Annotated in this window: 15 protein-coding genes; 11 read left to right on the forward strand and 4 right to left on the reverse strand. The window is 38.8% G+C overall.

Features of this window, described 5'->3' with window-relative positions; all coding sequences use genetic code 11:
* Positions 1-132 precede the first annotated feature (132 nt).
* Positions 133-1,371 carry a peptidase T gene (pepT, locus tag FE813_RS08320; protein WP_139990201.1) on the forward strand — a complete coding sequence of 413 codons (1,239 nt, stop codon included), beginning with the start codon at positions 133-135 and terminating at the stop codon, positions 1,369-1,371.
* A gap of 168 nt (positions 1,372-1,539) precedes the next feature.
* Here the strand turns inward: pepT and FE813_RS08325 are convergent, their stop codons facing one another.
* The 4 genes from FE813_RS08325 to FE813_RS08340 form a co-directional block, all read right to left on the reverse strand.
* On the reverse strand, positions 1,540-2,169 hold the full coding sequence (locus FE813_RS08325) for a histidine phosphatase family protein (RefSeq protein ID WP_139990202.1): 630 nt from the start codon (positions 2,167-2,169) through the stop codon (positions 1,540-1,542).
* 90 nt (positions 2,170-2,259) lie between these two features.
* Positions 2,260-3,627, reverse strand: a complete 1,368-nt coding sequence (gene tdeA, locus FE813_RS08330) for a toxin/drug exporter TdeA (protein ID WP_134078346.1) — start codon at positions 3,625-3,627, stop codon at positions 2,260-2,262.
* 76 nt (positions 3,628-3,703) lie between these two features.
* Positions 3,704-5,635, reverse strand: coding sequence for a MacB family efflux pump subunit (locus FE813_RS08335; RefSeq protein ID WP_139990203.1), 1,932 nt, complete (start codon positions 5,633-5,635; stop codon positions 3,704-3,706).
* Between the two features lie 18 nt (positions 5,636-5,653).
* On the reverse strand, positions 5,654-6,835 hold the full coding sequence (locus FE813_RS08340) for an efflux RND transporter periplasmic adaptor subunit (protein WP_139990204.1): 1,182 nt from the start codon (positions 6,833-6,835) through the stop codon (positions 5,654-5,656).
* 223 nt (positions 6,836-7,058) lie between these two features.
* On the opposite strand from FE813_RS08340, the gene glnS reads away from it, so the two are divergent.
* The 10 genes from glnS (at position 7,059) to FE813_RS08390 (ending at position 25,278) form a co-directional block, all read left to right on the forward strand.
* The gene (gene glnS, locus FE813_RS08345; RefSeq protein WP_139990205.1) at positions 7,059-8,732 is read left to right on the forward strand and encodes a glutamine--tRNA ligase; all 1,674 of its coding nucleotides are present in this window, start codon (positions 7,059-7,061) and stop codon (positions 8,730-8,732) included.
* A gap of 77 nt (positions 8,733-8,809) precedes the next feature.
* A complete protein-coding gene (locus tag FE813_RS08350; protein WP_180978720.1) occupies positions 8,810-9,241 on the forward strand; it encodes a YcgN family cysteine cluster protein in 432 nt (143 codons plus the stop codon).
* A 130-nt stretch (positions 9,242-9,371) separates the two neighbouring features.
* Positions 9,372-11,216, forward strand: coding sequence for a UDP-glucose:protein N-beta-glucosyltransferase (locus FE813_RS08355; protein ID WP_180978721.1), 1,845 nt, complete (start codon positions 9,372-9,374; stop codon positions 11,214-11,216).
* Between the two features lie 182 nt (positions 11,217-11,398).
* Positions 11,399-13,489: a 4-alpha-glucanotransferase gene (gene malQ / locus FE813_RS08360; protein ID WP_180978722.1), complete on the forward strand. Its 2,091-nt coding sequence runs from the start codon at positions 11,399-11,401 to the stop codon at positions 13,487-13,489.
* A gap of 9 nt (positions 13,490-13,498) precedes the next feature.
* The gene (gene glgB / locus FE813_RS08365; RefSeq protein ID WP_139990208.1) at positions 13,499-15,688 is read left to right on the forward strand and encodes a 1,4-alpha-glucan branching protein GlgB; all 2,190 of its coding nucleotides are present in this window, start codon (positions 13,499-13,501) and stop codon (positions 15,686-15,688) included.
* Positions 15,689-15,691: 3 nt separating this feature from the next.
* A complete protein-coding gene (gene glgX / locus FE813_RS08370; protein WP_139990209.1) occupies positions 15,692-17,668 on the forward strand; it encodes a glycogen debranching protein GlgX in 1,977 nt (658 codons plus the stop codon).
* 22 nt (positions 17,669-17,690) lie between these two features.
* On the forward strand, positions 17,691-18,992 hold the full coding sequence (gene glgC / locus FE813_RS08375; protein WP_005627058.1) for a glucose-1-phosphate adenylyltransferase: 1,302 nt from the start codon (positions 17,691-17,693) through the stop codon (positions 18,990-18,992).
* A gap of 196 nt (positions 18,993-19,188) precedes the next feature.
* The gene (gene glgA, locus FE813_RS08380) at positions 19,189-20,619 is read left to right on the forward strand and encodes a glycogen synthase GlgA (RefSeq protein ID WP_114892268.1); all 1,431 of its coding nucleotides are present in this window, start codon (positions 19,189-19,191) and stop codon (positions 20,617-20,619) included.
* 240 nt (positions 20,620-20,859) lie between these two features.
* On the forward strand, positions 20,860-23,325 hold the full coding sequence (locus FE813_RS08385; protein WP_111696874.1) for a glycogen/starch/alpha-glucan phosphorylase: 2,466 nt from the start codon (positions 20,860-20,862) through the stop codon (positions 23,323-23,325).
* A 180-nt stretch (positions 23,326-23,505) separates the two neighbouring features.
* Complete coding sequence (locus FE813_RS08390; RefSeq protein ID WP_139990210.1) at positions 23,506-25,278, forward strand: ShlB/FhaC/HecB family hemolysin secretion/activation protein; 1,773 nt, start codon at positions 23,506-23,508, stop codon at positions 25,276-25,278.
* Positions 25,279-25,304: the final 26 nt, after the last annotated feature.

Raw genomic sequence — 25,304 nt, forward strand, 5'->3', positions numbered from 1 at the left:
AAAAATAACAAGAAATTTAACCGCACTTTCGATGAATTTTACTTCGTTAATTTTATAAATATTGTTATATATCAAGATGTTTTCTATTTTTCTCGTTAAACTAAAAAAGATATTTTTAAAAGGAGCGAGAATATGATTTCTCAAACAGATAAAACAGAACTTTCAGAACGATTTTTACATTATGTGTCTTTTGACACCCAATCAAAACCTAATGCTAAGCATTCCCCCAGCTCAGTCGGGCAAATGAAGTTAGCCATGCAGTTGCAAAAAGAGCTCATTCAACTTGGTTTAGAGAATGTTGAAGTCAGTAAATATGCAGTTGTGACAGCATTTTTACCCGCTAATGATCCTAACTTAACGAAAACCATTGGTTTAATTGCGCATCTTGATACATCTCCACAATGTAGTGGTAAAAATGTGCGCCCTGAAGTGATAGAGCAATATCGTGGCGGAGATATTGCATTAGGTATTGGCGAGGAGTTTATTAGTCCTGTTTATTATCCTTTTATGCAAAAATTGGTAGGACAGACTCTGATTGTTGCCGATGGAACCACTTTGCTTGGGGCTGATAATAAAGCTGGAATTGCAGAAATTATGACCGCACTTTCCATTCTTCAGAAAGAGAATATTCCTCATTGCAATATTCGCGTGGCTTTTACGCCTGATGAAGAAATTGGTTTGGGTATCCATTATTTCCCAATGGAAAAATTTTCCTGTGATTGGGCATATACTATTGATGGGGGAGAAGTCGGGGAATTAGAATACGAAAACTTTAATGCTGCAACGGCAAAAGTGCGGTTTTTCGGGCGGAGTATTCATCCTGGTTATGCAAAGGGAAAAATGGTGAATGCACTGACTTTAGCTTGTGAATTTCAGCAAGTTTTTCCTGTTGATGAAGTCCCAGAAAAAACGGATGGGAAAGCTGGCTTTTATCATTTAGAAGATTTTTCTGGCGATATTGAGCAAGTAGAGCTCACTTATTTGATTCGTGATTTTGATGAGCAGAATTTCGCACAAAGAAAAGCCTTTATTAAAAGTCAGGTGGAAAAATTTAATGCTAAGAAAGGTTTGAAAAAGCCTATTGAGTTAGAAATTCAAGATAGCTACCAAAATATGTATGATGTGGTAAAAAATGTTCCTCAATCAATTGAACTTGCTGATTGCGCAATGAAAGCGGTAGGGGTTAAAGCAAATCATAAGCCGATTCGAGGTGGTACAGATGGGGCATTTTTAGCCTCTAAAGGTTTAGCATGCCCGAATATTTTTACTGGTGGCTATAATTTCCATAGTAAACACGAGTTGGTTTCTTTACAAGGCATGGAAAAGACGGTTCAAGTAATTATCGAAATGCTGAAATGTAAAGATCTGTAAGGAAGCGTAAAGATTTGTAAAGAAATGTAAAGATTTTTCTTGCTATTCTTTAGATTAGTCAATATAATGACCCTGTTTTATCGAGATTCCTTTGATAAAGCTAAACTTTAGAGATTTTATTCATAAATTCCTTTTTGATGCCCCTAATGATTTAGGGGCTTTTTTTATCTATTGTAAATGCTTTGTGTCATTTAGTTTTTCAAGTCTAAAGCCTTTTTCACTGTCATAATGAATGATGCTAATAGCAGTATTTAATAAAGATACTGATTTGTCTTTATCTCGGTGATTTTGCCAAGTTGCGCCATTAAGTAAAGCAATCAATAGACGCAAGGTATGGCCATGCGATACTACTAAAATATTCCCTTCTTGATGAATCTTAATAATATCTTGTAAAGCTGAGATGGCTCGTTTGGCTAGTTGTTCATAAGTTTCTCCACCATTCGATTCAGCTTTATAGTTTGCAGGATCATTAATCATTTGTTGGAATTCGGGCAAAGGTCGAATCAGTTCGACATTTGTTCCTTCCCAATTACCAAAATAATGTTCATTTAATCCACGATGTTGGAATAAGGGAATATCACGATCTCCAATAATATAATTGGCTGTGTCAATGGTACGTTGTAAACAGCTCGAATAGGCCGCAATAAAATCGACATTTTGTAAAGCTTGCCCAGTTTTTACCGCATTTTTAATGCCTTCTTCTGTTAATGGAGAATCCCCACTGCCTTGCATTAATCCTTGTTCATTCCAAACAGTGCGGCCGTGACGAATAAAATAAAAAGTCAGTTGTTTTTTCATTTTTAGGAATATTTATTGATAAGGTTTATACCCTAAGTGAGGAATCAAATATTAAAAAGGGCGCTTAAAAACGCCCTATGTTTGGTTTTATTAACGAGAGTAATATCCCGCCATTGAGCTATATACTGCATTTTCACTTTGCAACACTTGATATTTTGCATTCAAAATTGCAAGTTGTGATGATTTTTCAGTATTGGCTGCAACTAACCATTCGCGCAATTCGGACACGCCCGCATTATAGCGATTTCGATAATATTGCGTGATACGCTGATTGTAACTATGGGTTTGTTGTAAATTACTTAATGTGCTTTGCGCTTGGGTGAATGCAAAGTAGTTGGTATCCACATTATTGAGAGCCGTGGTAATACGTTGTTCGTAATTTAAACGCGCGGTTTCATAGTCAGCTTCAGAAATTTTAACGTTCCATTTTACGGTGTTCCAATTTAAGAATGGCAAGCTAATTCCGACTGTGCCAGCAGCCACAGGATTGTGTAACGCCGTGCCAACAGTACTTGCTGTTGAAGATAGGCTTCCGCCTAAATTAACTTCAGGGAACCAACTTTTTTGAGTTGCTTTGGCATTTTTGAATGCGCTACTTAAACGAAATTGTGCTGCTTTTACATCAGGACGATTTGCAATCACAGATACAGGAACATTCAAATTCACCCCAGCTGTTTTCACATTCATAATATGTGGGAACGTGATATTTAACGCATCGTTTGGTTTTAAGTTCAGCAGATTGCGTAAGGTTTGTTCTGCCGTTTTGCGTTGGGTTTCAAAATTTAATTTGTTATTACGCGCCGTTAATACTGCTTGTTGGGCTTGATCTACACTGACCGCATCAGCCACACCCTGTGCTAAACGCGTTTGCATAATATTACCAATATCAGTGTAATATTTGATCGTTTCGTTGGTTGTGCTAATTGCATCATTTAAATAAGCAATTTGATAATAAGTCGTGACCACAGAATTGATTAATGATAAACGAGCAGATTCCATGTCTTCTGCAGTTGCTTTGTGCGACCATTCTGCAGCATCAGCGGCATTGGCTAAACGTTGCCACAGATCTAATGTATAGCTCACATTTAAAGAACCTTTGTGTGAAATGGCAGAGTTTGCACTTGTATCAACTCGACGTTGTGCCGCAGATGAAGTTGAACCATTAAATGCAGGCACTAAATTTGCACCCACTAAATTTGCACTGTAAAGCGCACGGTTTACTGCCACAGCTGCTTTAGCTAAATCTTTGTTGTTTATTAACGCTTGTTCTACGACGCGATTTAATTGCGCATCGTTATACAATGACCACCAATTTTCTTTTACATTATATTGCTTGGTAATTTCTTCATATTGCTTGTAATCTTCAAGGCTAGCTTGATAAGAATCGCCAATATTGGCACATCCCACCAATGCACCAGACATCAACAAAGCAAGCGTAATATTTTTCATTTTAAACATTGAGTTTTCCTTCTTACGAAAATGAGTGGAAAGTGCGGATGATTTTAACCGCACTTTTGTGTTTTACAAAATTTCTTTATTCTCGTGCAAGTGCGGTAATTGGATCTAATTGTGCTGCACGTTTTGCCGGCATATAACCGAAGATCACACCAATCAAGGTTGAGAAGACCACTGCGGCAACAATTGAGCCAGTTGAGAATGCCATCGTAAAGTTAGTCATAAATACGTTAAATAGCAGACCGATTAAACCCGAAAGAAGAATACCCGTCACGCCGCCAATTAAACAAATCAACACCGCTTCAATTAAAAATTGTTGCAGAATATTGAATTGTCTTGCCCCAATAGCCATGCGCACACCAATTTCTTTGGTTCGTTCTGTTACGGAAACCAACATAATATTCATCACCCCAATCCCACCAACGATCAATGAAATAAAGGCGATGGAAGAAATCAGCAATTTCATCGTGCCCGTTGTGCTTTCAATAGTTTGTTTAATGGTATCGCTATTCATGATAAAGAAATCTTTTTTACCATGACGCATGGTCAGTAATTCAGTAATCCCTTTTTCAGCGACAGTCGTATTGACGGAGTCATCTACTTTTACGGTAATCGAGCCAATTTTTTTGCTACCTGAAATACGATTCATCACGGTGGTATAAGGGGCATAGAGATTAAGTGAACTACTTGCTCCGCCCATTTGTTTATCAGATACTACGCCAATAATGCGTAATGGACGTTTATTAAACATTACAATTTTGCCGATAGGATTTTCATCAGGGAAAATCGACTTTTTCGCACTTTCATCGATTAAGGCTACTTGATTATTATCAGCAACATCTTGAGCAGAAAATAAATTACCAGATTTTAGTTTTAATCCATCTACATCAAAATATTGTTCGCCTACACCTTTTAAACTGGTCGAGGAGAAAGTTTGGTTGCCATAAATCAAAGTGCCACTTGATGAGCTATTCGGAGTGACGCTTTGTACATAGCTTTGTTGGTTTAAGGCAGTGGCATCATTAATCGTAAGATTTTGCATCTGTTCAGCACGACGATCACCAAAGCCGGTGCCATTAAAGATGGTCATGGTACTTGTACCAATGCCTTTAATGTTTTCCAAGATTTTTTGTTGTGAACCATTTCCCAATGCCACGACGGAAACCACAGAAGTAATTCCGATAATAATCCCGAGCATGGTTAAAAGAGAACGCATTTTGTGGGCAATAATCGCACTCACCGACATACGAAAGGCTTCGACAAATTGATCTTTGCTGAACCCAAAGTGCGGTTTAGATTTAGTTGGATTTTCGACCGCACTTTTTACCGCTTCTTTTTGCGTATCGCCAATGATTTCGCCATCTTTAATTTCAATCACGCGATTCGCACTGGCGGCAATTTCTCGGTCGTGGGTTACCATAATAATAGTGTGGCCTTCTGCGTGTAATTGACGCAGAATTTCCATCACATTTTGACCGCTTTGTGAATCCAATGCACCAGTGGGTTCATCGGCTAAAATAATTTCACCGCCATTCATCAACGCACGCGCAATACTCACACGTTGTTGCTGACCACCAGAAAGCTGGCTTGGTTTATTTTGCCATTTATCGCCTAAACCTAATTTTTCTAAAAGTTGTTTCGCACGAGAAAGACGTTTTTCTTGTGACATTCCTGCATAAATAGCAGGCAAGGCGACATTTTCTGCTGCGGTCAAGTTCGACAATAAGTTATAGCGTTGGAAAATAAAGCCGAATTTTTGGCTACGTAAATCTGACAGCTGATCTTTGCTTAGTTCAATGGTTTCTTTGCCATTGATTTTGTAAGAACCACTGGTTGCCGTATCCAAACACCCGATGATGTTCATCAAGGTCGATTTACCTGAACCAGATTGCCCAATAATCGCGACGAAATCGCCTTTTTCTATATTTAAAGAGACATTCTTTAAAATATGAACACGATTTTCGCCTTCACCGAAATAACGGTTGAGATCCTTAATTTCAATAATATTCATTAATTTTCTACCGCACTTTTAGAACATTCTTGGACCACGAGGCATAGAGCCAACTTGTTCACCATTCGCGACTTGTGACACAATGACTTTTTCACCTTCGTTTAAACCCGATTTAATTTCAGTTTTGAAATCATTTTGAACACCGGTTCCAACTTCACGCTGTTCAGGTTGATTTTTGTCATTCAATACATTGACAAAGCTTTTGCCATCACGTTTTTGAATAGCCATATTGGAAACTAATAAGACATCTTTTGCGTTGGCAATTTTGATATTGTTTTCTGTCGTCATTCCGATACGTAAAGTGTGATCAGGGTTATCAATCAATACATTCGCGTAATAGTAGATCGCACTGGTCGTTGAGATGCTGCTTGAACTTGTCGAAGATGATGTTGCAGAACTATCAGTTGTCGTGGTATTAGCTGGATCAACAGAATCAATGACGGAGTGATAAACGGTTTGGCTATCCGATAAAATAGTAAAGCTGACTTCTTGACCTGATTTAACTTTGGTAATGTCACCTTCCGAAATCTCAGGTTTAATTTTCATTTTGCTTAAATCGGCAATGGTTACAATTGTTGGCGTCGTTTGGTTGGCATTAACGGTTTGACCTTCTGAAACAGGCACAGAAATAATGGTACCGTCCATTGGGGCGGTGATTTTGGTGTAGCCCGCATTGGTTTCTGCGGTATTCACTTCAATTTCAGCCTGTTTGATATTGGCTTCAATGGCTTCCATTTCAGCTTTCGCATTATCAAGAGTGCTTTTTGCCGCATTCACACTATCTAAAGACGTTGCTTTTTGCGTATAAAGTTTTGATAAGCGGTTATAGCTTGAAAGAGCAACATCATAAGCGGTTTTCTTTGCTTTTAATTGTGCTTGATAGCTGACTAATGCCGCCTTTTTGGTATTTAAGGTATTAATTTGTGTGGTGGAATCAATATCTGCGATCATTTCGCCTTTTTTGATTTCTTGCCCTAATTTGACATAGAGTTTAGTGATTTTACCCGAAGCTTGGGCGCCGACATCAACTTCATTCACACTTTCAACTGAACCCGAAGCGACAACGGTTTTTTCCACATTACCACGGGTAACTGATTCCGTCAGATAGGTGGTTTCTTGTTTGTTATTGCTTGAGAAAAAATAATAAGCTACGCCAGCAGCAATGAGTAATCCGAGTAAAATAAAAAAGCGTTTTTTCATAAAGACTTTGTCATCCTAAATAAAAAAATGAACGTTTGTTCAGTAAAAGGTATTCTAAAGGTAAAATTTTTAGTTTGCACGAAAAATCTTCAAGTTAGACCTAAAAATCCTAAAAGATTCAGTATTAATTTAATGAAAGTGCGGTTAGTTTAGTGATCAAATTCACAAAGCCTTGCTTTTCGTATAGAATGGCAAAATTATTTTTTCTATTTATGAGAAAGTTATGAGCAATACAGAACACACCCTAGAAAATGCGGAAAATACCCGCACACATAATTTCATTACTCAAATTATTGATGAAGATTTAGCTTCGGGTAAACACAAAAGTGTTCATACCCGTTTTCCGCCTGAGCCAAATGGCTATTTGCATATCGGTCATGCCAAATCAATTTGCTTAAACTTCGGCTTAGCAAAAGAATATAATGGTTTATGTAACCTACGTTTTGATGATACCAACCCAGTGAAAGAAGATGTGGAATATGTGGATTCCATTAAAGCCGATGTGGAATGGTTAGGCTTTAAATGGGAAGGCGAACCGCGTTATGCGTCTGATTACTTCGATGCACTTTATGGCTATGCCATTGAGTTAATCGAAAAAGGTTTAGCCTATGTGGATGAACTTTCTCCAGATGAAATGCGTGAATATCGTGGTACATTAACCGAGCCGGGCAAAAACAGCCCATATCGTGATCGTAGCGTAGAAGAAAATCTCGCGTTATTCGAAAGAATGAAAAATGGTGAGTTTGCGGAAGGTACATTAAGTCTTCGTGCGAAAATTGACATGGCTTCACCATTTATGGTCATGCGTGATCCCGTGCTTTATCGTATTAAATTTGCGAGCCATCACCAAACTGGTGACAAATGGTGCATTTACCCAATGTACGATTTCACTCACTGTATCTCTGATGCGATTGAGCGTATTACGCACTCTTTATGTACATTAGAATTCCAAGATAACCGTCGTTTATATGACTGGGTTTTGAAAAATATCAGTATTGAACGTCCATTACCGCATCAATATGAATTCTCACGTTTAAATTTAGAAGGCACGTTAACGTCTAAACGTAAATTATTGAAATTAGTGAATGACGGCATTGTGGATGGTTGGAACGATCCGCGTATGCCAACGATTTCTGGTTTACGTCGTCGTGGTTATACACCAGCTTCATTGCGTGAATTCTGCCGTCGTATCGGTGTGACTAAACAAGATAACGTCGTAGAGTATTCTGCACTTGAAGCCTGCATTCGTGAAGATTTAAATGAAAACGCACCACGCGCAATGGCGGTGATTGATCCTGTTCGTGTTGTGATTGAAAACTTTGAAGGCGAAGAAACCTTAACGGCGCCAAATCACCCGAATTGTCCTGAATTAGGTGAGCGTCAACTACCGTTTACGAAAGAGCTTTATATTGATCGCGCAGATTTTCGTGAAGAAGCAAACAAGCAATATAAACGTTTAGTATTAGGTAAAGAAGTGCGTTTACGTAATGCTTATGTGATTAAAGCTGAACGTGCAGAAAAAGATGCAAATGGTGAAATCACCACAATCTTCTGTACTTACGATCCTGAAACTTTAGGTAAAAATCCAGCGGATGGTCGTAAAGTGAAAGGGGTAATCCACTGGGTTTCTGCTGCACATAATCACCCAGCTGAATTCCGTTTGTATGATCGCTTATTTACCGTGCCAAATCCAGGTGCTGAAGATGATATCGAAAGCGTGTTAAATCCGCATTCACTCGTGGTAAAACATGGTTTTGTTGAACAAAGCTTGGCTGTGACAGAAGCAGAGAAAGGTTATCAATTTGAACGTGAAGGTTATTTCTGTGCAGATAGTAAAGATAGCCGTCCTGAACATTTGGTATTTAACTTAACAGTAAGCTTAAAAGAAGGCTTTTAATTTTAATCAACCAAGTGCGGTCAAAATAAATGTGATTTTGACCGCACTTTTTATTTGTATCTACCATGCAATCTAGTATGCAACTTGAACCTAATTTTTGGCAAACAAAATCTCTGCTTGAAATGACAGAATCTGAATGGGAAGCCTTATGTGATGGCTGCGGCAAATGCTGTTATCGCAAATATATTCAAGGGCGAGGTAAACGCCAAAAACTCTATTATACCCGAATTGCTTGTAATCTTTTAGATGTGGAAACAGGAAAGTGCGGTAATTATTCTGAGCGTTTTAAAATTGAAACCGACTGCACCAAACTCACCAAAAAGAATTTACCTGATTTTCATTGGTTGCCTGATACTTGTGCCTATCGTTTGCTTTATGAAGGAAAAAAACTCCCAGAATGGCACCCACTCATTTCTGGCCATGTGGATTCCTTGAAAAATGCTGATATTTTAATTAAAAATGGTGTGCATGAACGCGATGTGATTGATTGGTTTGAGTTTGTGATTTAAGTTTTTATAAAAAACTAGCGTTATTTGTGTAATTATTTATAATTTCATACCGGTAATAACGGCTTATGAAATCCTATAGAGTCTTATCTGCTTTAAAGTGTCGTATATTTAATTGATTATAGAAGGAATTATGACAATGCTACAACCTAGTGTTAACCGATTAGAAAAAGAAATTTCGAATAAAAATTATGAAGGTGCTTGCCAAGAACTTTTGAATATTTTACGGAAAATTGATGACAATTTTGGTGGGATTGATGGTATAGAATTTGATTTTCCTGAGCAAATTTCAGATTTATTAGAAAAGCGTACTCAATATTTTTGTACTCGCGTAGCTAATGCTATAACAGAGTTATTTACTGATCCTAATTTGATTATTTCAGAAAGTGGAGCTCTGAGTTTTATTGGTTTTCAGCGTTGGTTAACGTTTATTTTTGCAAGTTCACCTTATGTGAATGCAGATCATATTCTAAGAACCTACAATATTAACCCAGATCCTGATGGTGATGTACACTTAAATACTGAGTTTTCTTCATTTGCGAAATTCTGTATTTTATATTTATCTGAATCAAATATTAATGTTAATTTGGATGCGCTTTGGGAAATAAATAAAGAGCTTTGTGCATCTCTTTGCTTTGCTTTGCAATCACCACGTTTTATTGGCACTGGTACCTCGTTTAATAAAAGAGCGATTCTTTTACAATGGTTTCCTAAAAAGTTGGCTGAATTTGAAAATTTAGATAAATTGCCATCTAGTATTTCTCATGATGTGTATATGCATTGCAGTTACGATTTTGCTAAAAATAAACATGATGTAAAGCGTGCGCTAAATCAAGTTATACGTAAACATTTATTAGCTCAGGGGTGGAAAGATCGTGAAATAACTTCATTAGGTAAACGTCGTCGTAAACCTGTTATGGTGGTGCTTTTGGAGCATTTTCATTCCGCACATTCTATTTATCGAACTCATTCTACATCAATGATTGCTGCACGTAAGAAATTCCATTTGGTTGGTATTGGTGGAGAAGCAGTTGATCAACTTGGGCGAGAGGTGTTTGATGAATTTTTCCAACTTGAAGGCGATACAATTTTCCAACGTCTTAAATTTATTCGTGGAAAATGTGAAGAATATGGTGCCTCTGTTTTTTATATGCCAAGTATAGGTATGGATTTAACAACACTTTTTGCAAGTAATACACGCTTAGCTCCAATTCAAGCAATAGCATTGGGGCATCCCGCAACAACTTATTCTGATTTCATTGAATATGTAATTGTAGAAGATGACTATGTAGGTTCAGAAGATTGTTTTAGTGAGAAATTACTTCGTTTACCAAAGGATGCATTGCCTTATGTCCCATCAGCGCTAGCGCCTGAAAAAGTAAATTATTTACTAAGAAAAGCGCCTGATGTTGTGAATATCGGTATAGCCGCAACAACAATGAAATTGAATCCGACATTCCTTGAAACATTGAGAATAATTCGTGATAAGGCCAAAGTGAAAGTTCATTTCCATTTCGCTCTGGGGCAGTCTTTCGGTATTACACATCCTTATGTGAAATGGTTTATTGAGCAGTATTTAGGCGATAGTGCAACGGCTCATGCTCATGCGCCTTATCATCAGTATCTCAGTATTTTACACCAATGTGATATGATGCTGAATCCATTTCCATTTGGTAATACAAATGGAATTATTGATATGGTAACACTTGGTCTAGTTGGTGTTTGTAAGACTGGGGATGAAGTACATGAACATATTGATGAAGGGTTATTCAAACGTTTAGGCTTACCAGAATGGCTTATCGCTCAAAGTGTAGAAGAATATATTGATTGTGCAGTAAGACTTGCTGAAAACCATAAAGAGCGTCTTGAACTTCGCCGTCATATTATAAAAAGTAATGGTTTGAAAACACTTTTTAAAGGTGATCCTAGCCCTATGGGTAAAGTGTTATTAGAAAAAGTAAAAGCGTTAAAATTTTAATAAGATTTTATTCACGAAAAATATAGTTTTATATTTAGCCTCTAAAAGTTGGATTCTTCCTAACTGATTAGAGGCTTCATTTTATTTTGACGAAGATCACACTTTTAAATAAAGCCGGTTGTCATCACTTTCAGCTTGGTTATAATCCCTAACAAGAGTTATACAGTTGTCATGTGGTGTCTATGCAAATCTCGGATTCTCTCAAGCAAAAAGCAGAAAAATGCGGTATCGCGCTTTCTCATTATGATATTGATGGACATCTTATTTTCGCAGATGAAAAGACGGTTTCAACTTTTGTTGAGCTTTTGCAGCCTCCTCCAAAAGCGAAAGGACAGTTTGACGATGTACTGGCTGCATTTGAAAATGAACCGATTGATTATCGACTAAATCGTTTAGATTTGCCACTATCTGCGGAATATCGTTATCAGCTGATTGATGAATCTAATGTCATTCTGTTAGAAAAAACACTTTCAAATTTATCCGCACTTTCCTTGCCTCCACTTCCTTTTGGCTATTATAAATTATCTATTTTTTCCGATACAGAACAGTACCGCGTTCGTTTACTTATTTCTCCTAAAACAGCGTTTCAACCACCCGTATTAAAAAATAAAAAAGTGTGGGGCGTGAATGTGCAACTTTACAGTTTACGCTCAGAACAAAACTGGGGCATTGGCGATTTTGGTGATTTAGCCTATTTGATCGAACAAAGTGCAAAACAAGGTGCGGATTATGTGGGAATTAATCCATTACATTTGCCATATCCTGCTGTGCCAAACTGGGTCAGTCCTTATAGTTCATCCTCTCGTCGTTGGTTAAATTTCTTATATTTGGCAATTCCTGATTTACCAGAATTTAAGCGTTGCCGTTCAGTGCAAAATTGGTTTAAGCGTGAGGATATTCAGGCAAAAATTGGCACTTTGCGTGAAAGTGATTGCGTCGATTATTCTTCAATATTGGCTTTAAAATTAACCGCATTTGAGTTTCTATTTGATTTCTTTCAACGTAGTCAATCCGCTGAAATTGTGACACGTCGAAAAATCTTTGCCGATTATTTAAAAAGCAAAGGGGAACCTTTATTGTTACAGGGCTTATTTAATGTCTTGGATTTACAAGAACACGCTGATCATCAAGCAGAAGAAAATACCATTGGTTGGCTTGGCTGGCGTAAGGAGTGGCAACATTTAAGTGCGGTAAAAAGAAAAGCCCTATTAAAAACACACCATGAGCAAATCCAATTTTTTGCTTGGTTGCAATGGCTTACAGAAGAACAACTTTCCGCATTACAAAATCTTTGTAAACAATCTGGTATGAAGTTAGGGATTTATGGCGATTTAGCTGTGAATAGCTCTCGTGGCAGTGCTGATGTATGGAGTGATCCTGATTTATATTGTGTGAATGCTTCTATTGGCGCGCCACCTGATCCGTTAGGCCCCGTCGGGCAAAATTGGAATTTGCCGCCTTATAATCCAACAGAGCTAAAAGCACGTGGCTTTGCACCATTTATCGATATGCTACGTGCCAATATGCAATATTTTGGTGTGCTTCGCATCGATCATGTTATGGGCTTATTTCGTTTGTGGTGGATTCCGGAAGGAAAAACCGCGGCTGATGGCGCTTATGTACATTATCCTTTTGATGAATTAATGGCGATTCTTGCCATTGAAAGTGTACGCAATGAATGTTTGATTATCGGTGAAGATCTTGGCACTGTGCCTGATGAAGTGCGGTGGAAATTAAATGAGTTTCAAATTTTCTCTTATTTTGTATTGTATTTCGCCCAACGAAATGGCGAATTTCCTCGTATATCTGATTATCCTCGAAATGCTTATGCCTCTATTGGCACGCATGATGTTCCCTCATTACAAAGTTTTTGGCATTGCCGTGATTTAGAATTATTTAATCAACTCGGTATTTTAAATGGGGAAGTGCTTAAGCAAAAATACGATCAACGCGTCATGGATAAACAAGCCTTATTAAATAGTTTACATCGTGATAATTATTTACCGCCGCATTATGAAGGCGATGCGCTTTCTATGGCGATGCACGATCATTTAAACCGAATGATCCATCATTATTTAGCGGAAAGTAACAGCCGATTGATTGGTGTGCAATTAGAAAATTTACTTAGCCAAGAAATCAGTTTTAATTTGCCAGGCACCTCAAATGAATACCCAAACTGGTGCAAGAAACTTGCTCAACCGTTAGCGTTTATTTTTAGCAATGAAGCTTTAAAAACGTTCTTTGTGCAAATTAACCAAGGGCGAAATGTATAAGGAGTAAATATGACAACCGCAGTAACACAAGCAATTATTGATGGTTTTTTTGATGCGAGCAATGGCGATCCTTTTGCTACGCTTGGTATGCACGAAACTGAGCGAGGAATTGAAATTCGTACGTTATTGCCAGATGCCAATCGAGTGGTGGTGATTGAGCGTGAAAGTGGTAAAGAAATAACGGAACTGGATTGTGTCGATGAGCGTGGCTTTTTTGTTAGTGTTATTCCAAATTGTCGTCATTTTTTTGCTTATCAATTACAGGTTTTTTGGGGCAATGAATCGCAAATAGTCGAAGATCCTTATCGTTTTCATCCTATGATTGATGATTTAGAACAATGGCTACTTTCTGAAGGTTCTATGCTTCGCCCCTATGAAGTGCTTGGGGCGCATTTTATGGAATGTGATGGTGTGAGTGGGGTGAATTTCCGCTTGTGGGCACCTAATGCAAGACGAGTTTCTATTGTGGGTGATTTCAACTATTGGGATGGTCGCCGTCATCCTATGCGTTTTCATCTAAAAAGTGGTGTGTGGGAGCTCTTTTTACCAAAAGCCAGTTTAGGACAACTCTATAAGTTTGAATTAATTGATTGCCATGGCAATCTTCGTTTGAAAGCCGATCCCTTTGCCTTTAGTTCGCAACTTCGCCCTGATACAGCATCGCAAGTGAGTGCATTACCAAATGTGGTGGAAATGACGGAACAACGTCGTCAAGCAAATCAAGCGAATCAACCGATTTCCATTTATGAAGTGCATTTAGGATCTTGGCGTCGTAATTTAGAAAACAATTTTTGGCTAGATTACGATCAAATTGCTGATGAATTAATTCCTTATGTAAAAGATATGGGCTTCACCCATATAGAATTTTTACCGCTTTCTGAATTTCCATTTGATGGTTCTTGGGGCTATCAACCACTCGGACTTTATTCGCCCACCAGTCGCTTTGGTTCACCCGAGGCATTCCGTCGTTTAGTAAAACGTGCACATGATGCGGGAATTAATGTGATTTTAGATTGGGTGCCAGGTCACTTCCCAAGTGATACGCATGGTTTAGTCGCATTTGATGGCACAGCCTTGTATGAGCATGAAGATCCTCGCGAAGGCTATCATCAAGACTGGAATACCTTAATTTATAACTATGGGCGTAATGAGGTCAAAAATTTCTTATCCAGTAATGCACTGTATTGGCTTGAACGCTTTGGTGTAGATGGTATTCGCGTGGATGCCGTGGCTTCGATGATTTACCGAGATTACAGCCGTGCGGAAGGTGAGTGGATTCCAAATCAATATGGTGGACGTGAAAACTTAGAAGCCATTGAATTTTTAAAACATACCAACTGGAAAATCCACAGTGAAATAGCGGGGGCGATTTCTATTGCGGAGGAATCTACCTCTTTTGCTGGTGTGACCCACCCGAGTGAAAACGGTGGATTGGGATTTAATTTTAAATGGAATATGGGCTGGATGAACGATACGCTCGCCTATATGCAGCTTGACCCAATTTATCGCCAATACCATCACAATAAAATGACCTTTGGGATGATGTATCAATACAGTGAAAATTTTGTGCTACCGCTTTCCCATGATGAAGTGGTGCATGGCAAATATTCGCTCCTCGATAAAATGCCAGGAGACGCATGGCAAAAATTTGCGAACTTACGCGCTTACTACGGTTATATGTGGGCGCACCCAGGTAAAAAATTACTCTTTATGGGCAATGAATTTGCTCAAGGTCGTGAGTGGAATTACGAAGAAAGTTTGGACTGGTTCTTACTTGACGAAAATATCGGTGGTGGCTGGCATAAAGGCGTATTGAAATTAGTAAAAGACTTGAATCATATTTACCGAGAAAACTCACCGCTCTTTGAACTGGATTATTCACCTGAAGGCTTTGATTGGCTTGTCGTTGATGATGCGGCAAATTCTGTATTTGTTTTTGAGCGTCGCAGTTCAAATAGTGAGCGCATTATTGTCATCAGCAACTTCACCCCTGTGCCTCGCCATAATTACCGTATTGGGGTAAATGTTGCAGGCACTTATGAAGAAATTCTGAATACTGATTCTATGTATTATCAAGGCTCAAACGTGGGCAATTTTGGCTATGTAACAAGTGAAGAAATTGAAAGCCATGGACGAGAAAATTCGATTTCGATTTCTATTCCACCATTGGCGACAGTTTATTTGAAATACAATTTGTAAGATATGTTTACGATTTATAACAACGGCAAACCAGCGCCAATGGGCTATTCAATATTTACCGAGAATGGCGTGAAGGTAACTAATTTTGCACTATTCTCTGCTGCAGCGAGTGGTGTGGAACTTTGCCTGTTTGATGGGGATAAGGAAACTCGCTTTCCTATGGTTCGCACAAATAATGTATGGCATTTATCTGTAGCAGGCGTTGAGGTTGGGGCAGAATATGGATTCCGCATTCATGGTGAACATGCCAATCCGAATAAATTAATGCTCGATCCTTATGCGAAAGCGGTGAATAGTAAACCAGATTTAACTATCGAAGAAAGTCGTTCTTGGTTCTTAATGAATGATCATCGCGATAATGCTCATATTGCGCCAAGAGCGGTGATTATTTTAGAAGATTTTAATTGGGAAAATGATTCCGCACTCAATACGCCTTGGGCGGAAACCATTGTGTATGAATTGCATGTCAAAGGTTTTAGCCAACTTAACGACAAGATTCCCGCTCAATTACGGGGCACCTATGCAGGCTTAAGTCATCCTACTAATTTAGCTTATTTAAAAGAATTAGGCGTGACAGCAGTGGAATTGTTACCTGTAAATTTCCATATAAATGAACCGCACTTACAGGCACGAGGCTTACAAAATTATTGGGGATACAATCCTTTAGCTATGTTTGCGGTGGAACCTAAATATGCGGCAACAAATAATCCATTAGCAGAATTTAAAGCGATGGTGAAGGCGTTTCATAAAGAGGGCATTGAAGTTATTTTAGATGTGGTATTTAACCATTCTGCAGAATCAGAGCAAACTTACCCAACATTCTGCCAGCGTGGTATTGATGATCAAACTTACTATTGGCGCAACGATCAAGGGCGTTATATCAATTGGACTGGCTGCGGCAATATGCTCAATTTATCCTCTGATGTCGGGCGAAAATGGGTCGTAGATTGTTTACGTTATTGGGCTGAACAGTGTCATGTTGATGGTTTTCGATTTGATTTAGCCTCGGTGCTTGGGCGTGATACACCAGATTTTAATGCACAAGCTCAGCTTTTTACTGACATAAAAAATGAGCCAAGTTTACAAAATATTAAATTGATTGCCGAGCCGTGGGATATCGGACATTACGGCTATCAAGTCGGGAATTTCCCGAGTTACTTTGCTGAATGGAATGATCGTTTTCGTGATGATCTTTGTCGTTTTTGGTTATGGAAAAGTGGTGAAATCGGTGCATTTGCAGAACGCTTTGCAGGTTCTAGCGATTTATTTAAGAAAAATGATCGCTTGCCGCATACGACGCTTAATTTTATTACCGCCCATGATGGTTTTGTTATGCAAGATTTGGTGAGTTATGACCAAAAATATAACGAAGCGAATGGCGAAGAAAATCGTGATGGTCGCAATGAAAATTACAGTTATAACCATGGGGTAGAAGGTTCTACTGAATCCCTTTCTGAACCGCAAAAAAGTGCGGTGGAAAATAACCGCACTTTTGCACAAAGTGGATTATTAATGAGTTTATTGTTGGCGAATGGAACACCTATGCTTTTGGCAGGTGATGAGTTCGGCAACACTCAATATGGTAACAATAATGCCTATTGCCAAGATAACGAGATTACTTGGCTGAAATGGGTAAATTTTAACAAGGAATTATTTGAACTTACCAAGCAAACGATTGCGGCGCGTAAGCAAATTGGTAGTTTAAACCGGAATCAATGGTGGTCAGGTGACAATGTGCAATGGCTTAACATTCACGGTAACCAGATGACAGTTGACGATTGGCAAAATCAACAAACCAAAGCATTACAAGTAGTTTTAGATAAGCATTGTCTTTTATTGATTAATGCCAAAGCCGAAGGACAGGTATTTCACTTACCTGATGGAAAATGGAAACCTCAAATCGGCACACATAATTTAACTCTCGATGCACAACAAGCAGAGCTTAGCTCAATGGGCTTTTGTATGCTGAGTGACGAATAACTATAAGACTATGGAGATCCTTATGAAAGCTGGCGACCTTAACAAATATGATTTAGTTAAAAATACTTTGGTGCTTATTCTTGCGGGTGGACGTGGTTCACGCTTGCATGAACTTACGGATAAGCGTGCAAAACCAGCCCTTTATTTTGGTGGCAATCGCCGTATTATTGATTTTGCACTTTCTAATTGTATTAACTCTGGTTTAAACCGAATTGGGGTAGTAACTCAATACGCGGCACACTCTTTACTTCGTCATTTGCAAACAGGTTGGTCTTTCTTACCACAAGAAAAAGGGGAGTTTGTTGATATGCTTCCTGCTCGTCAACAAATTGATGATTCAACTTGGTATCGTGGTACGGCGGATGCGGTTTATCAAAATATGGCGATTATTCGTGATCATTATCGCCCTAAATATGTTTTGATCTTGGCAGGTGACCATATTTACAAACAAGACTATAGCGTCATGTTGATGGACCATGTGAACAGCGGTGCAAAATGTACGGTGGGTTGTATTGAAGTACCTCGCTCTGAAGCACATGAATTTGGTGTAATGGCGGTAAACGAAAATTTAAAAGTCAAAGCCTTTGTTGAAAAACCAAAAGATCCGCCAGCCATGGTAGGTAAACCTGATGTTTCACTCGCATCAATGGGGATTTATGTATTTGATGCTGACTATCTTTACAAAATGTTGGAGAGAGAGGTCAATACACCACAAACTAGCCACGATTTCGGTAAAGATGTATTACCAAAATGTTTAGCAGAAGAAACCCTTTATGCGCATCCTTTCAGCCGTTCTTGCATGGGACGTAATACTGAAGGTGAAATTTATTGGCGTGATGTGGGGACATTAGATAGCTTCTGGCAATCTAATATCGATTTAGTATCTGAAAATCCACAGCTTGATATTTATGACCAAAGTTGGCCAATTCGAGGTAATCCAATTCAAGCTTACCCGTCAAAATTCTTCTACAAAAATTCAAACGTTCACCCAGTCGATAATTCTTTAATTGGCGGCGGTTGCGTGATTACTGATGCTTCTATCAGTAATTCCGTGCTATTCGATCGCGTGAAAATTGATGCTTTTTCAAAAGTGGATCATTGCGTGGTATTGCCACAAGTTAAAATCGGTAAGAATTGTATATTGAAAAACTGTATTCTCGACCGTGAATGTATTATTCCAGATGGCATGGAAATTGGTGTGAATATGGAAGAAGATAAAAAACGATTCCGTATCAGTTCAACTGGTAAAGTGATTCTAGTTACCCCGAAAATGCTGAAAAAATTAGAAGGGGAAGAAGTCGTATCTGAAGAGCATTTAGATTAATGATGAAAAGTGCGGTGAATTTTGACCGCACTTTATAGCCACTCTTTAGCAAAGAGGAAGAGAGGAGATTTGGTAGAAGTGAAATCAACCTCATTAGAATTTCAAGCATCGTAATCAAATCTCCCCCAACCCCTCTTTTCTAAAGAGGGGGGGGGATCGGGCATTATTTATGTTTTATAGGGAAAATAAAAATTAAATGAAAGTTTTACACGTTTGCTCAGAATTTTATCCGCTCCTCAAAACAGGCGGTTTAGCCGATGTTTTAGGTGCTTTGCCACAAGCGCAAAATCAAATAGGGCTTGATGCACGCATTTTATTGCCAGCTTATCCAGCGATTTCAGCAGGTATTTCTAATACACAAGTTGTGGCCGAATTTGATAATTTTGCGGGACACGTTGTGTTGCGCTATGGCGAATATAATGGTGTGGGCGTTTATTTAATCGATGCGCCACATTTATATGCGCGGGAGGGGAATCCATATCACGATTGTTACTATAATGATTATGGTGATAACTATAAACGTTTTGCCTTACTTGGTTGGGTTGGCGCTGAATTATCTACTGGTTTAGATAGCTGGTGGCGTGCAGATGTGGTTCATGCTCATGATTGGCATGCAGGTTTATGTGCCGCTTACTTATTTAATAAAGGTCGCCCAGCAAAATCCGTATTTACGATCCACAATTTAGCGTATCAAGGACAATTTCATTATCAGCATTTGTTTGAAATTGGCTTACCAGCAGGCATGTTTAATGTTGATGGTTTAGAGTTATTTGGACAGATTTCCTATTTAAAAGCAGGCTTATTTTACTCCGATGCGAGCACAGCAGTGAGCCCGACTTATGCCAAAGAGATTACAACACCTGAATTTGCCTATGGCTTGGAAGGTTTACTTTCTGGTTTAAAATCTCAAGGGCGTTTAGTGGGGATTCTTAATGGGGTAGATGAAAATATTTGGCATCCAAATGCCGATCAATATATTCAGCATCGTTACAAATTGAAACATATGGCAGGTAAAAAACAGAATAAAGCTGAACTGCAAGCTTATTTTAATTTACCGCAAGAGGAAAATGCATTGGCATTTGTGATGGTAACCCGCTTAACCGAGCAAAAAGGCGTGGATTTATTGATTGAAAGTGCGGATGAAATTGTAAAACAAAATGGCCAGCTGATGATTTTGGGCTCAGGCGCACCGCACTTTGAACAAGGTATTCGTGAGCTTGCTGAACGCTATCCAAAAAATGTTGCAGTCAAAATTGGTTACGATGAAACACTGTCACATTTATTAGTGGCAGGTGGTGATGTGATTTTAGTGCCAAGCCGTTTTGAGCCTTGTGGCTTAACACAACTTTATGGTTTGCAATATGGCACCCTTCCTCTTGTTCGTAAAACGGGTGGTTTAGCCGATACGGTGGTAGATAGCACACCGGAAAATATTAAAGATCGCACGGCAACTGGTTTTGTGTTTGAGCAAGCGACAGCTGAAGATTTACGCAGAAGCATTCAACAAGCGTTTGATATTTGGCAAAAACCGAGAGTCTGGTCAGCATTGCGAGCGAATGCGATGACACAAGATTTCAGCTGGCGTAAAGCAGCAGAACAATATCGTGCACTTTATGAACGTTTGTAGTTTTATTTATAAACGTTAAGAGCAACAGTCTGTTTGTAGATTATTGTTGCAAGCTCTGTGATTATGCTTGTTTTTCGACAAGATAAGCATAAAATTTGAACGAATTTATTAGAGGTATAAAGGTTCTCGGATACAAAGAGCGGTCTATTTCGATTGATTTTTTGAAATGTGCGTGAATTTTTAAATCAACATCTCTTTTATTATAGATAATTTTTTAACATTCAAACCGAGGTTTTACTTATGATAATGGATAATTTTGATTCTCCATTCCTATACAATCGCCCACAAATGACTGTTGAGGCAATCAAAAAATCAATTGTTTATAAGCTTATTTTTTTAATTGGTCGATCACCGCGTGAAGCGAGCCAACGCGATTGGTTAAATGCGACTTTGCATGCTGTTCGAGATTTAGTGACAGAAGGTTGGATTACCACAGCTCGCCAAACTCGAGCAGAAGATTCTCGCCGTGTTTATTACCTTTCAATGGAATTCTTAATTGGACGTACGCTTTCTAATGCCATGATTGCAGAAGGTATTTATGGATTAGCACAAGAAGCCTTGTCTGAATTAAATGTCGATTTAGAAGAAGTTTTAGAAAAAGAAGTTGATCCTGGCTTGGGTAATGGCGGTTTAGGTCGTTTAGCCGCTTGCTTTATGGATTCTATTGCGACCCTTGGTTTACCAGGTATGGGTTACGGTATTCGTTATGAATATGGTATGTTCCGCCAAAAAATTGAAAATGGTCAGCAAGTCGAGCGCCCAGATGCATGGCTTGAAAAAGGTGCACCTTGGGAGTTTATTCGTCCATCTAAACGTTTTACCGTAGAATTTGGTGGAAACATTCATTTCGAAGGCAAAAAATGTATTTGGCAAGATACCGAAAAAGTGACCGCACTTGCTTACGACCAAATGATTCCAGGTTATCAAAACAATTCTGCAGCAACATTACGTTTATGGTCTGCTCATGCGGGTGAAGTATTTAATCTTGCAGACTTTAACCGCGGTGAACACTTAGCGGCATTAGAAGAACACTCCGCAAATAAAAACTTATCTCGCGTGCTTTACCCTGATGATTCTACTTGGAATGGTCGTGAATTGCGTTTACGTCAAGAGTATTTCTTAGTCTCTGCATCACTTCAAGATATTTTACGCCGTCACAAACGCACCCACGATAGCCTTGAAAACTTGGCGGATAAAGTGGCAATTCATTTAAATGACACACATCCAGCATTAGCCATTCCTGAGTTAATGCGAATTTTAGTGGATGATGAAGGTTTTGAATGGAAAAAAGCTTGGGAGATGACGCGTAACATTTTCTCTTACACCTGCCATACTTTAATGTCAGAAGCATTAGAAACTTGGCCAGTGGAAATGATGGCAAAAATCTTGCCACGTCATTTACAGATGATTTTTGAAATTAATGATCATTTCTTAGAGTATGTTCGTTCTTACGTCACCACGGATAACGATTTTATTCGTCGAGTTTCTCTTATCGAAGAAGGCTACCAACGCAAAGTGCGTATGGGCTGGCTATCCGTTGTAGGTTCACACAAAATTAACGGTGTCGCAGAAATTCATTCCGATTTAATGGTGACTTCAACCTTTGCAGATTTTGCTCGTATTTTCCCAGAACGTTTCACCAATGTAACGAACGGTATTACCCCTCGTCGTTGGTTAGCCGTTGCGAATCCACAATTAGCAGACTTATTCGATAAATATATTGGTTCAGAATGGCGTTGTGATTTAAGTCAAATCGAAAAACTTAAACCATTTACGCAAGAAAAAGCATTTAAAGAAGCGATTGCGGATATTAAATTTGCGAACAAAGTGAAATTGGCGGAATACGTGAAATCTGAATTAGGTGTTGAACTTGATCCACATGCGTTATTTGATGTTCAAGTCAAACGTATTCACGAATACAAACGCCAAATGTTGAACGTGTTGCATATTATCGCTCGCTACAATGAAATGCTTGCTCATCCTGAACAAGATTGGCAACCGCGCGTATTTATTTTAGCTGGTAAAGCCGCTTCGGCTTATTATGCAGCGAAACAAACGATCCATTTAATTAATGATGTTGCTAATGTCATCAATAATGATGAGCGTTTGAAAGGCCGTTTAAAAGTTGTATTTATTCCAAATTACAGCGTAAGCCTTGCCCAGTTAATTATTCCAGCAGCTGATATTTCAGAGCAAATTTCACTTGCAGGCACAGAGGCTTCTGGCACCAGTAATATGAAGTTTGCCTTAAATGGCGCATTAACACTTGGTACACTTGATGGTGCGAACGTGGAGATTTTGGAAAACGTGGGTGAAGATAACATCTTTATTTTCGGTAACACTGTGGAACAAGTTGAGCAACTTCGTCGTGAAGGGTACCGATCATTTGAATACTATCAAAATGATACTCAATTACGCACAGTCGTGGATCAAATTATTGAGGGTAAATTCTCACCAGAAGAGCCTCAACGTTATCATCAACTATTACAAGGATTGCAATATCACGATTATTATCAAGCTTTCGCTGATTTCCGTAGTTATGTAGAAACTCAAAAAGCCGTAGATGAAAAATACAAACAACGCGACAAATGGATTGAAAGCACCATTCAAAATATCGTGAATATGGGCTTCTTCTCATCTGACCGCACGATTAAAGAGTACGCAGAGAGAATTTGGAAAGTTGAGCCTGTTCAATTAGGTGATTAATTTTATATTAATAGCCAATAAACAAATTATCTGCATCAAGCCCGAGTTTGATGCAGATTTTTTATATTTAAACTAATGAAAAATAACAGAAATTACCGATGTAAAATTTATGGTCTTTTTAAATATGTTTTGATATCTTATCAACTATAATTTATTAATAACTTCATCTTTAGGGTAACAATTAAAAAATCCTCACACTTTTTTCTTTCTAGTTTATTATTTATTTCACCTTTTGGTTTTTCGGCGCCAAGCTCACCAAATGCCAATTTAGAAAAACAAATCGATGCTAAACAAAAGAGGCAACAAGCCGAACAAGATGCGGCTATTTTAGCGCAGCAAACGCAATCCGCGAATGTGCGTTTAGAGGGTGAAAAAGAAGCCTCTCGTGGTTTTCCAAAAAATGAAGCGCAATGTTTTCCTATCAATCAATTGGTGCTGACCGATTATCAAGCTGAAGAAAATCCATCAGCCTCTTCCCTTAAATTAATCCAACCAAGCCAATTTTCTTGGACATTAAAGTCTGCTTATGCTGGGCGTGATTTTGCGCTGCCTGCTTGTATTGGCTCTGAGGGGATTAATGTATTACTTCGTCGTATTCAAAATCGCTTAATTGATTTGGGTTATGTCACTACACGCGTGGTGGTCGAGCCGCAGGATTTACGTTCAGGCATGCTCGTGTTAACCGTGATTCCAGGTAAAGTAGGCCGTATTCAATTACAAGACCAAAGTGCAATTCCATTTGCGACCCGTGGTACCTTGTGGTTTGCCATGCCAATGGCGCAAGGGGATATATTAAATATTCGCAATATTGAACAAGGTTTAGAAAACTTAAAACGTGTACCGAGTGCTGATGCGAATATGGAGCTAGTACCAACGGATGCGGTAGGTGAAACCGATGTGGTGATTGCTTATAAGCAAAGCTTACCTTTTCATTTAACCTTGGGCTTAGATGATTCAGGCAGTAAAGCTACGGGGCGTTTACAGGGTTCAGCCACGTTTTCTTGGGATAACGTGCTAACACTTAATGATATGTTCTATATCAGCGGTACGCGCAGCTTTAAACGTGATAGCGATGATGCGGAAGGGGATTATGGCAGCAAAAACATCAGTCTTTATTATTCTATTCCTTGGAAGAATTACCTCTTAACCCTTTCGGGTTCAAAATATTCTTATCACCAAACGGTGGCGGGTGCATTTGAGTCTTATACCTATTCGGGCGAAAGCCAGCAAATGAAAGCGAATTTAAGCCGTTTATTATCGCGTGGAAGTCTTTATAAAACCTATGTGAATGCCGCGTTATGGACGAAAAAATCCCATAACTACATCAATGACACCGAAATTGAAGTACAGCGTCGTCGAACAGCAGGTTGGGAAGTAGGCTTAAATCACACTCAATACATTGGTGAAACCGTATTACAACTGTTTGCGAACTATAAACGTGGTACGGGTGGGAATAAATCCTTACCCGCTCCGGAAGAAGAGTTTGGCGAAGGCACTTCCCGCATGCAGATTTTTACTGCTGGCGTTGATTTTACCTATCCTTTCACTATCGGCAATCAGCCTTTCCGCTTTAACACCAGCTGGAATGGGCAATGGAACGGTACACCTTTAACACAACAAGATAAATTTAGTATTGGTGGTCGTTATACCGTACGCGGATTTGATGGTGAGCTATCGCTTTCCGGTGAAAAAGGTTGGTTATGGCGAAATGAGTTAGGTTGGAATATCGCCAATAAGGGACATGAGCTTTATTTAGGGATTGACCGAGGTAAAGTGAACTCTAGCCAAGAAGAGCTTCAAATTGGTGATAGTTTAATGGGTGGTTCAATTGGACTTCGCGGCAAACTATGGGGCATTAACTATGATTATTTCGTAGGTGTTCCAATTAAAAAACCGGAAGGATTTAGAACCAGTCATGTGACAACCGGATTTAATGTAAGCTACCGTTTTTAATGCTCACGCTTTTAGATGAATAAATT

Origin of the sequence: Haemophilus seminalis (assembly GCF_006384255.1) — a bacterium.
In the GTDB taxonomy this organism is placed as follows: domain Bacteria; phylum Pseudomonadota; class Gammaproteobacteria; order Enterobacterales; family Pasteurellaceae; genus Haemophilus; species Haemophilus seminalis.

What these genes read in the sequence shown, in the direction of transcription:
- FE813_RS08325 (WP_139990202.1), bottom strand. Translation starts at nt 2,169, where the DNA reads ATGAAAAAACAACTGACTTTTTATTTTATTCGTCACGGCCGCACTGTT.
- glgX (WP_139990209.1), top strand. Translation starts at nt 15,692, where the DNA reads ATGTTTACGATTTATAACAACGGCAAACCAGCGCCAATGGGCTATTCA.
- FE813_RS08350 (WP_180978720.1), top strand. Translation starts at nt 8,810, where the DNA reads ATGCAACTTGAACCTAATTTTTGGCAAACAAAATCTCTGCTTGAAATG.
- FE813_RS08385 (WP_111696874.1), top strand. Translation starts at nt 20,860, where the DNA reads ATGATAATGGATAATTTTGATTCTCCATTCCTATACAATCGCCCACAA.
- glgB (WP_139990208.1), top strand. Translation starts at nt 13,499, where the DNA reads ATGACAACCGCAGTAACACAAGCAATTATTGATGGTTTTTTTGATGCG.
- glnS (WP_139990205.1), top strand. Translation starts at nt 7,059, where the DNA reads ATGAGCAATACAGAACACACCCTAGAAAATGCGGAAAATACCCGCACA.
- FE813_RS08340 (WP_139990204.1), bottom strand. Translation starts at nt 6,835, where the DNA reads ATGAAAAAACGCTTTTTTATTTTACTCGGATTACTCATTGCTGCTGGC.
- pepT (WP_139990201.1), top strand. Translation starts at nt 133, where the DNA reads ATGATTTCTCAAACAGATAAAACAGAACTTTCAGAACGATTTTTACAT.
- tdeA (WP_134078346.1), bottom strand. Translation starts at nt 3,627, where the DNA reads ATGTTTAAAATGAAAAATATTACGCTTGCTTTGTTGATGTCTGGTGCA.
- FE813_RS08355 (WP_180978721.1), top strand. Translation starts at nt 9,372, where the DNA reads ATGACAATGCTACAACCTAGTGTTAACCGATTAGAAAAAGAAATTTCG.
- glgC (WP_005627058.1), top strand. Translation starts at nt 17,691, where the DNA reads ATGAAAGCTGGCGACCTTAACAAATATGATTTAGTTAAAAATACTTTG.
- FE813_RS08335 (WP_139990203.1), bottom strand. Translation starts at nt 5,635, where the DNA reads ATGAATATTATTGAAATTAAGGATCTCAACCGTTATTTCGGTGAAGGC.
- malQ (WP_180978722.1), top strand. Translation starts at nt 11,399, where the DNA reads ATGCAAATCTCGGATTCTCTCAAGCAAAAAGCAGAAAAATGCGGTATC.
- glgA (WP_114892268.1), top strand. Translation starts at nt 19,189, where the DNA reads ATGAAAGTTTTACACGTTTGCTCAGAATTTTATCCGCTCCTCAAAACA.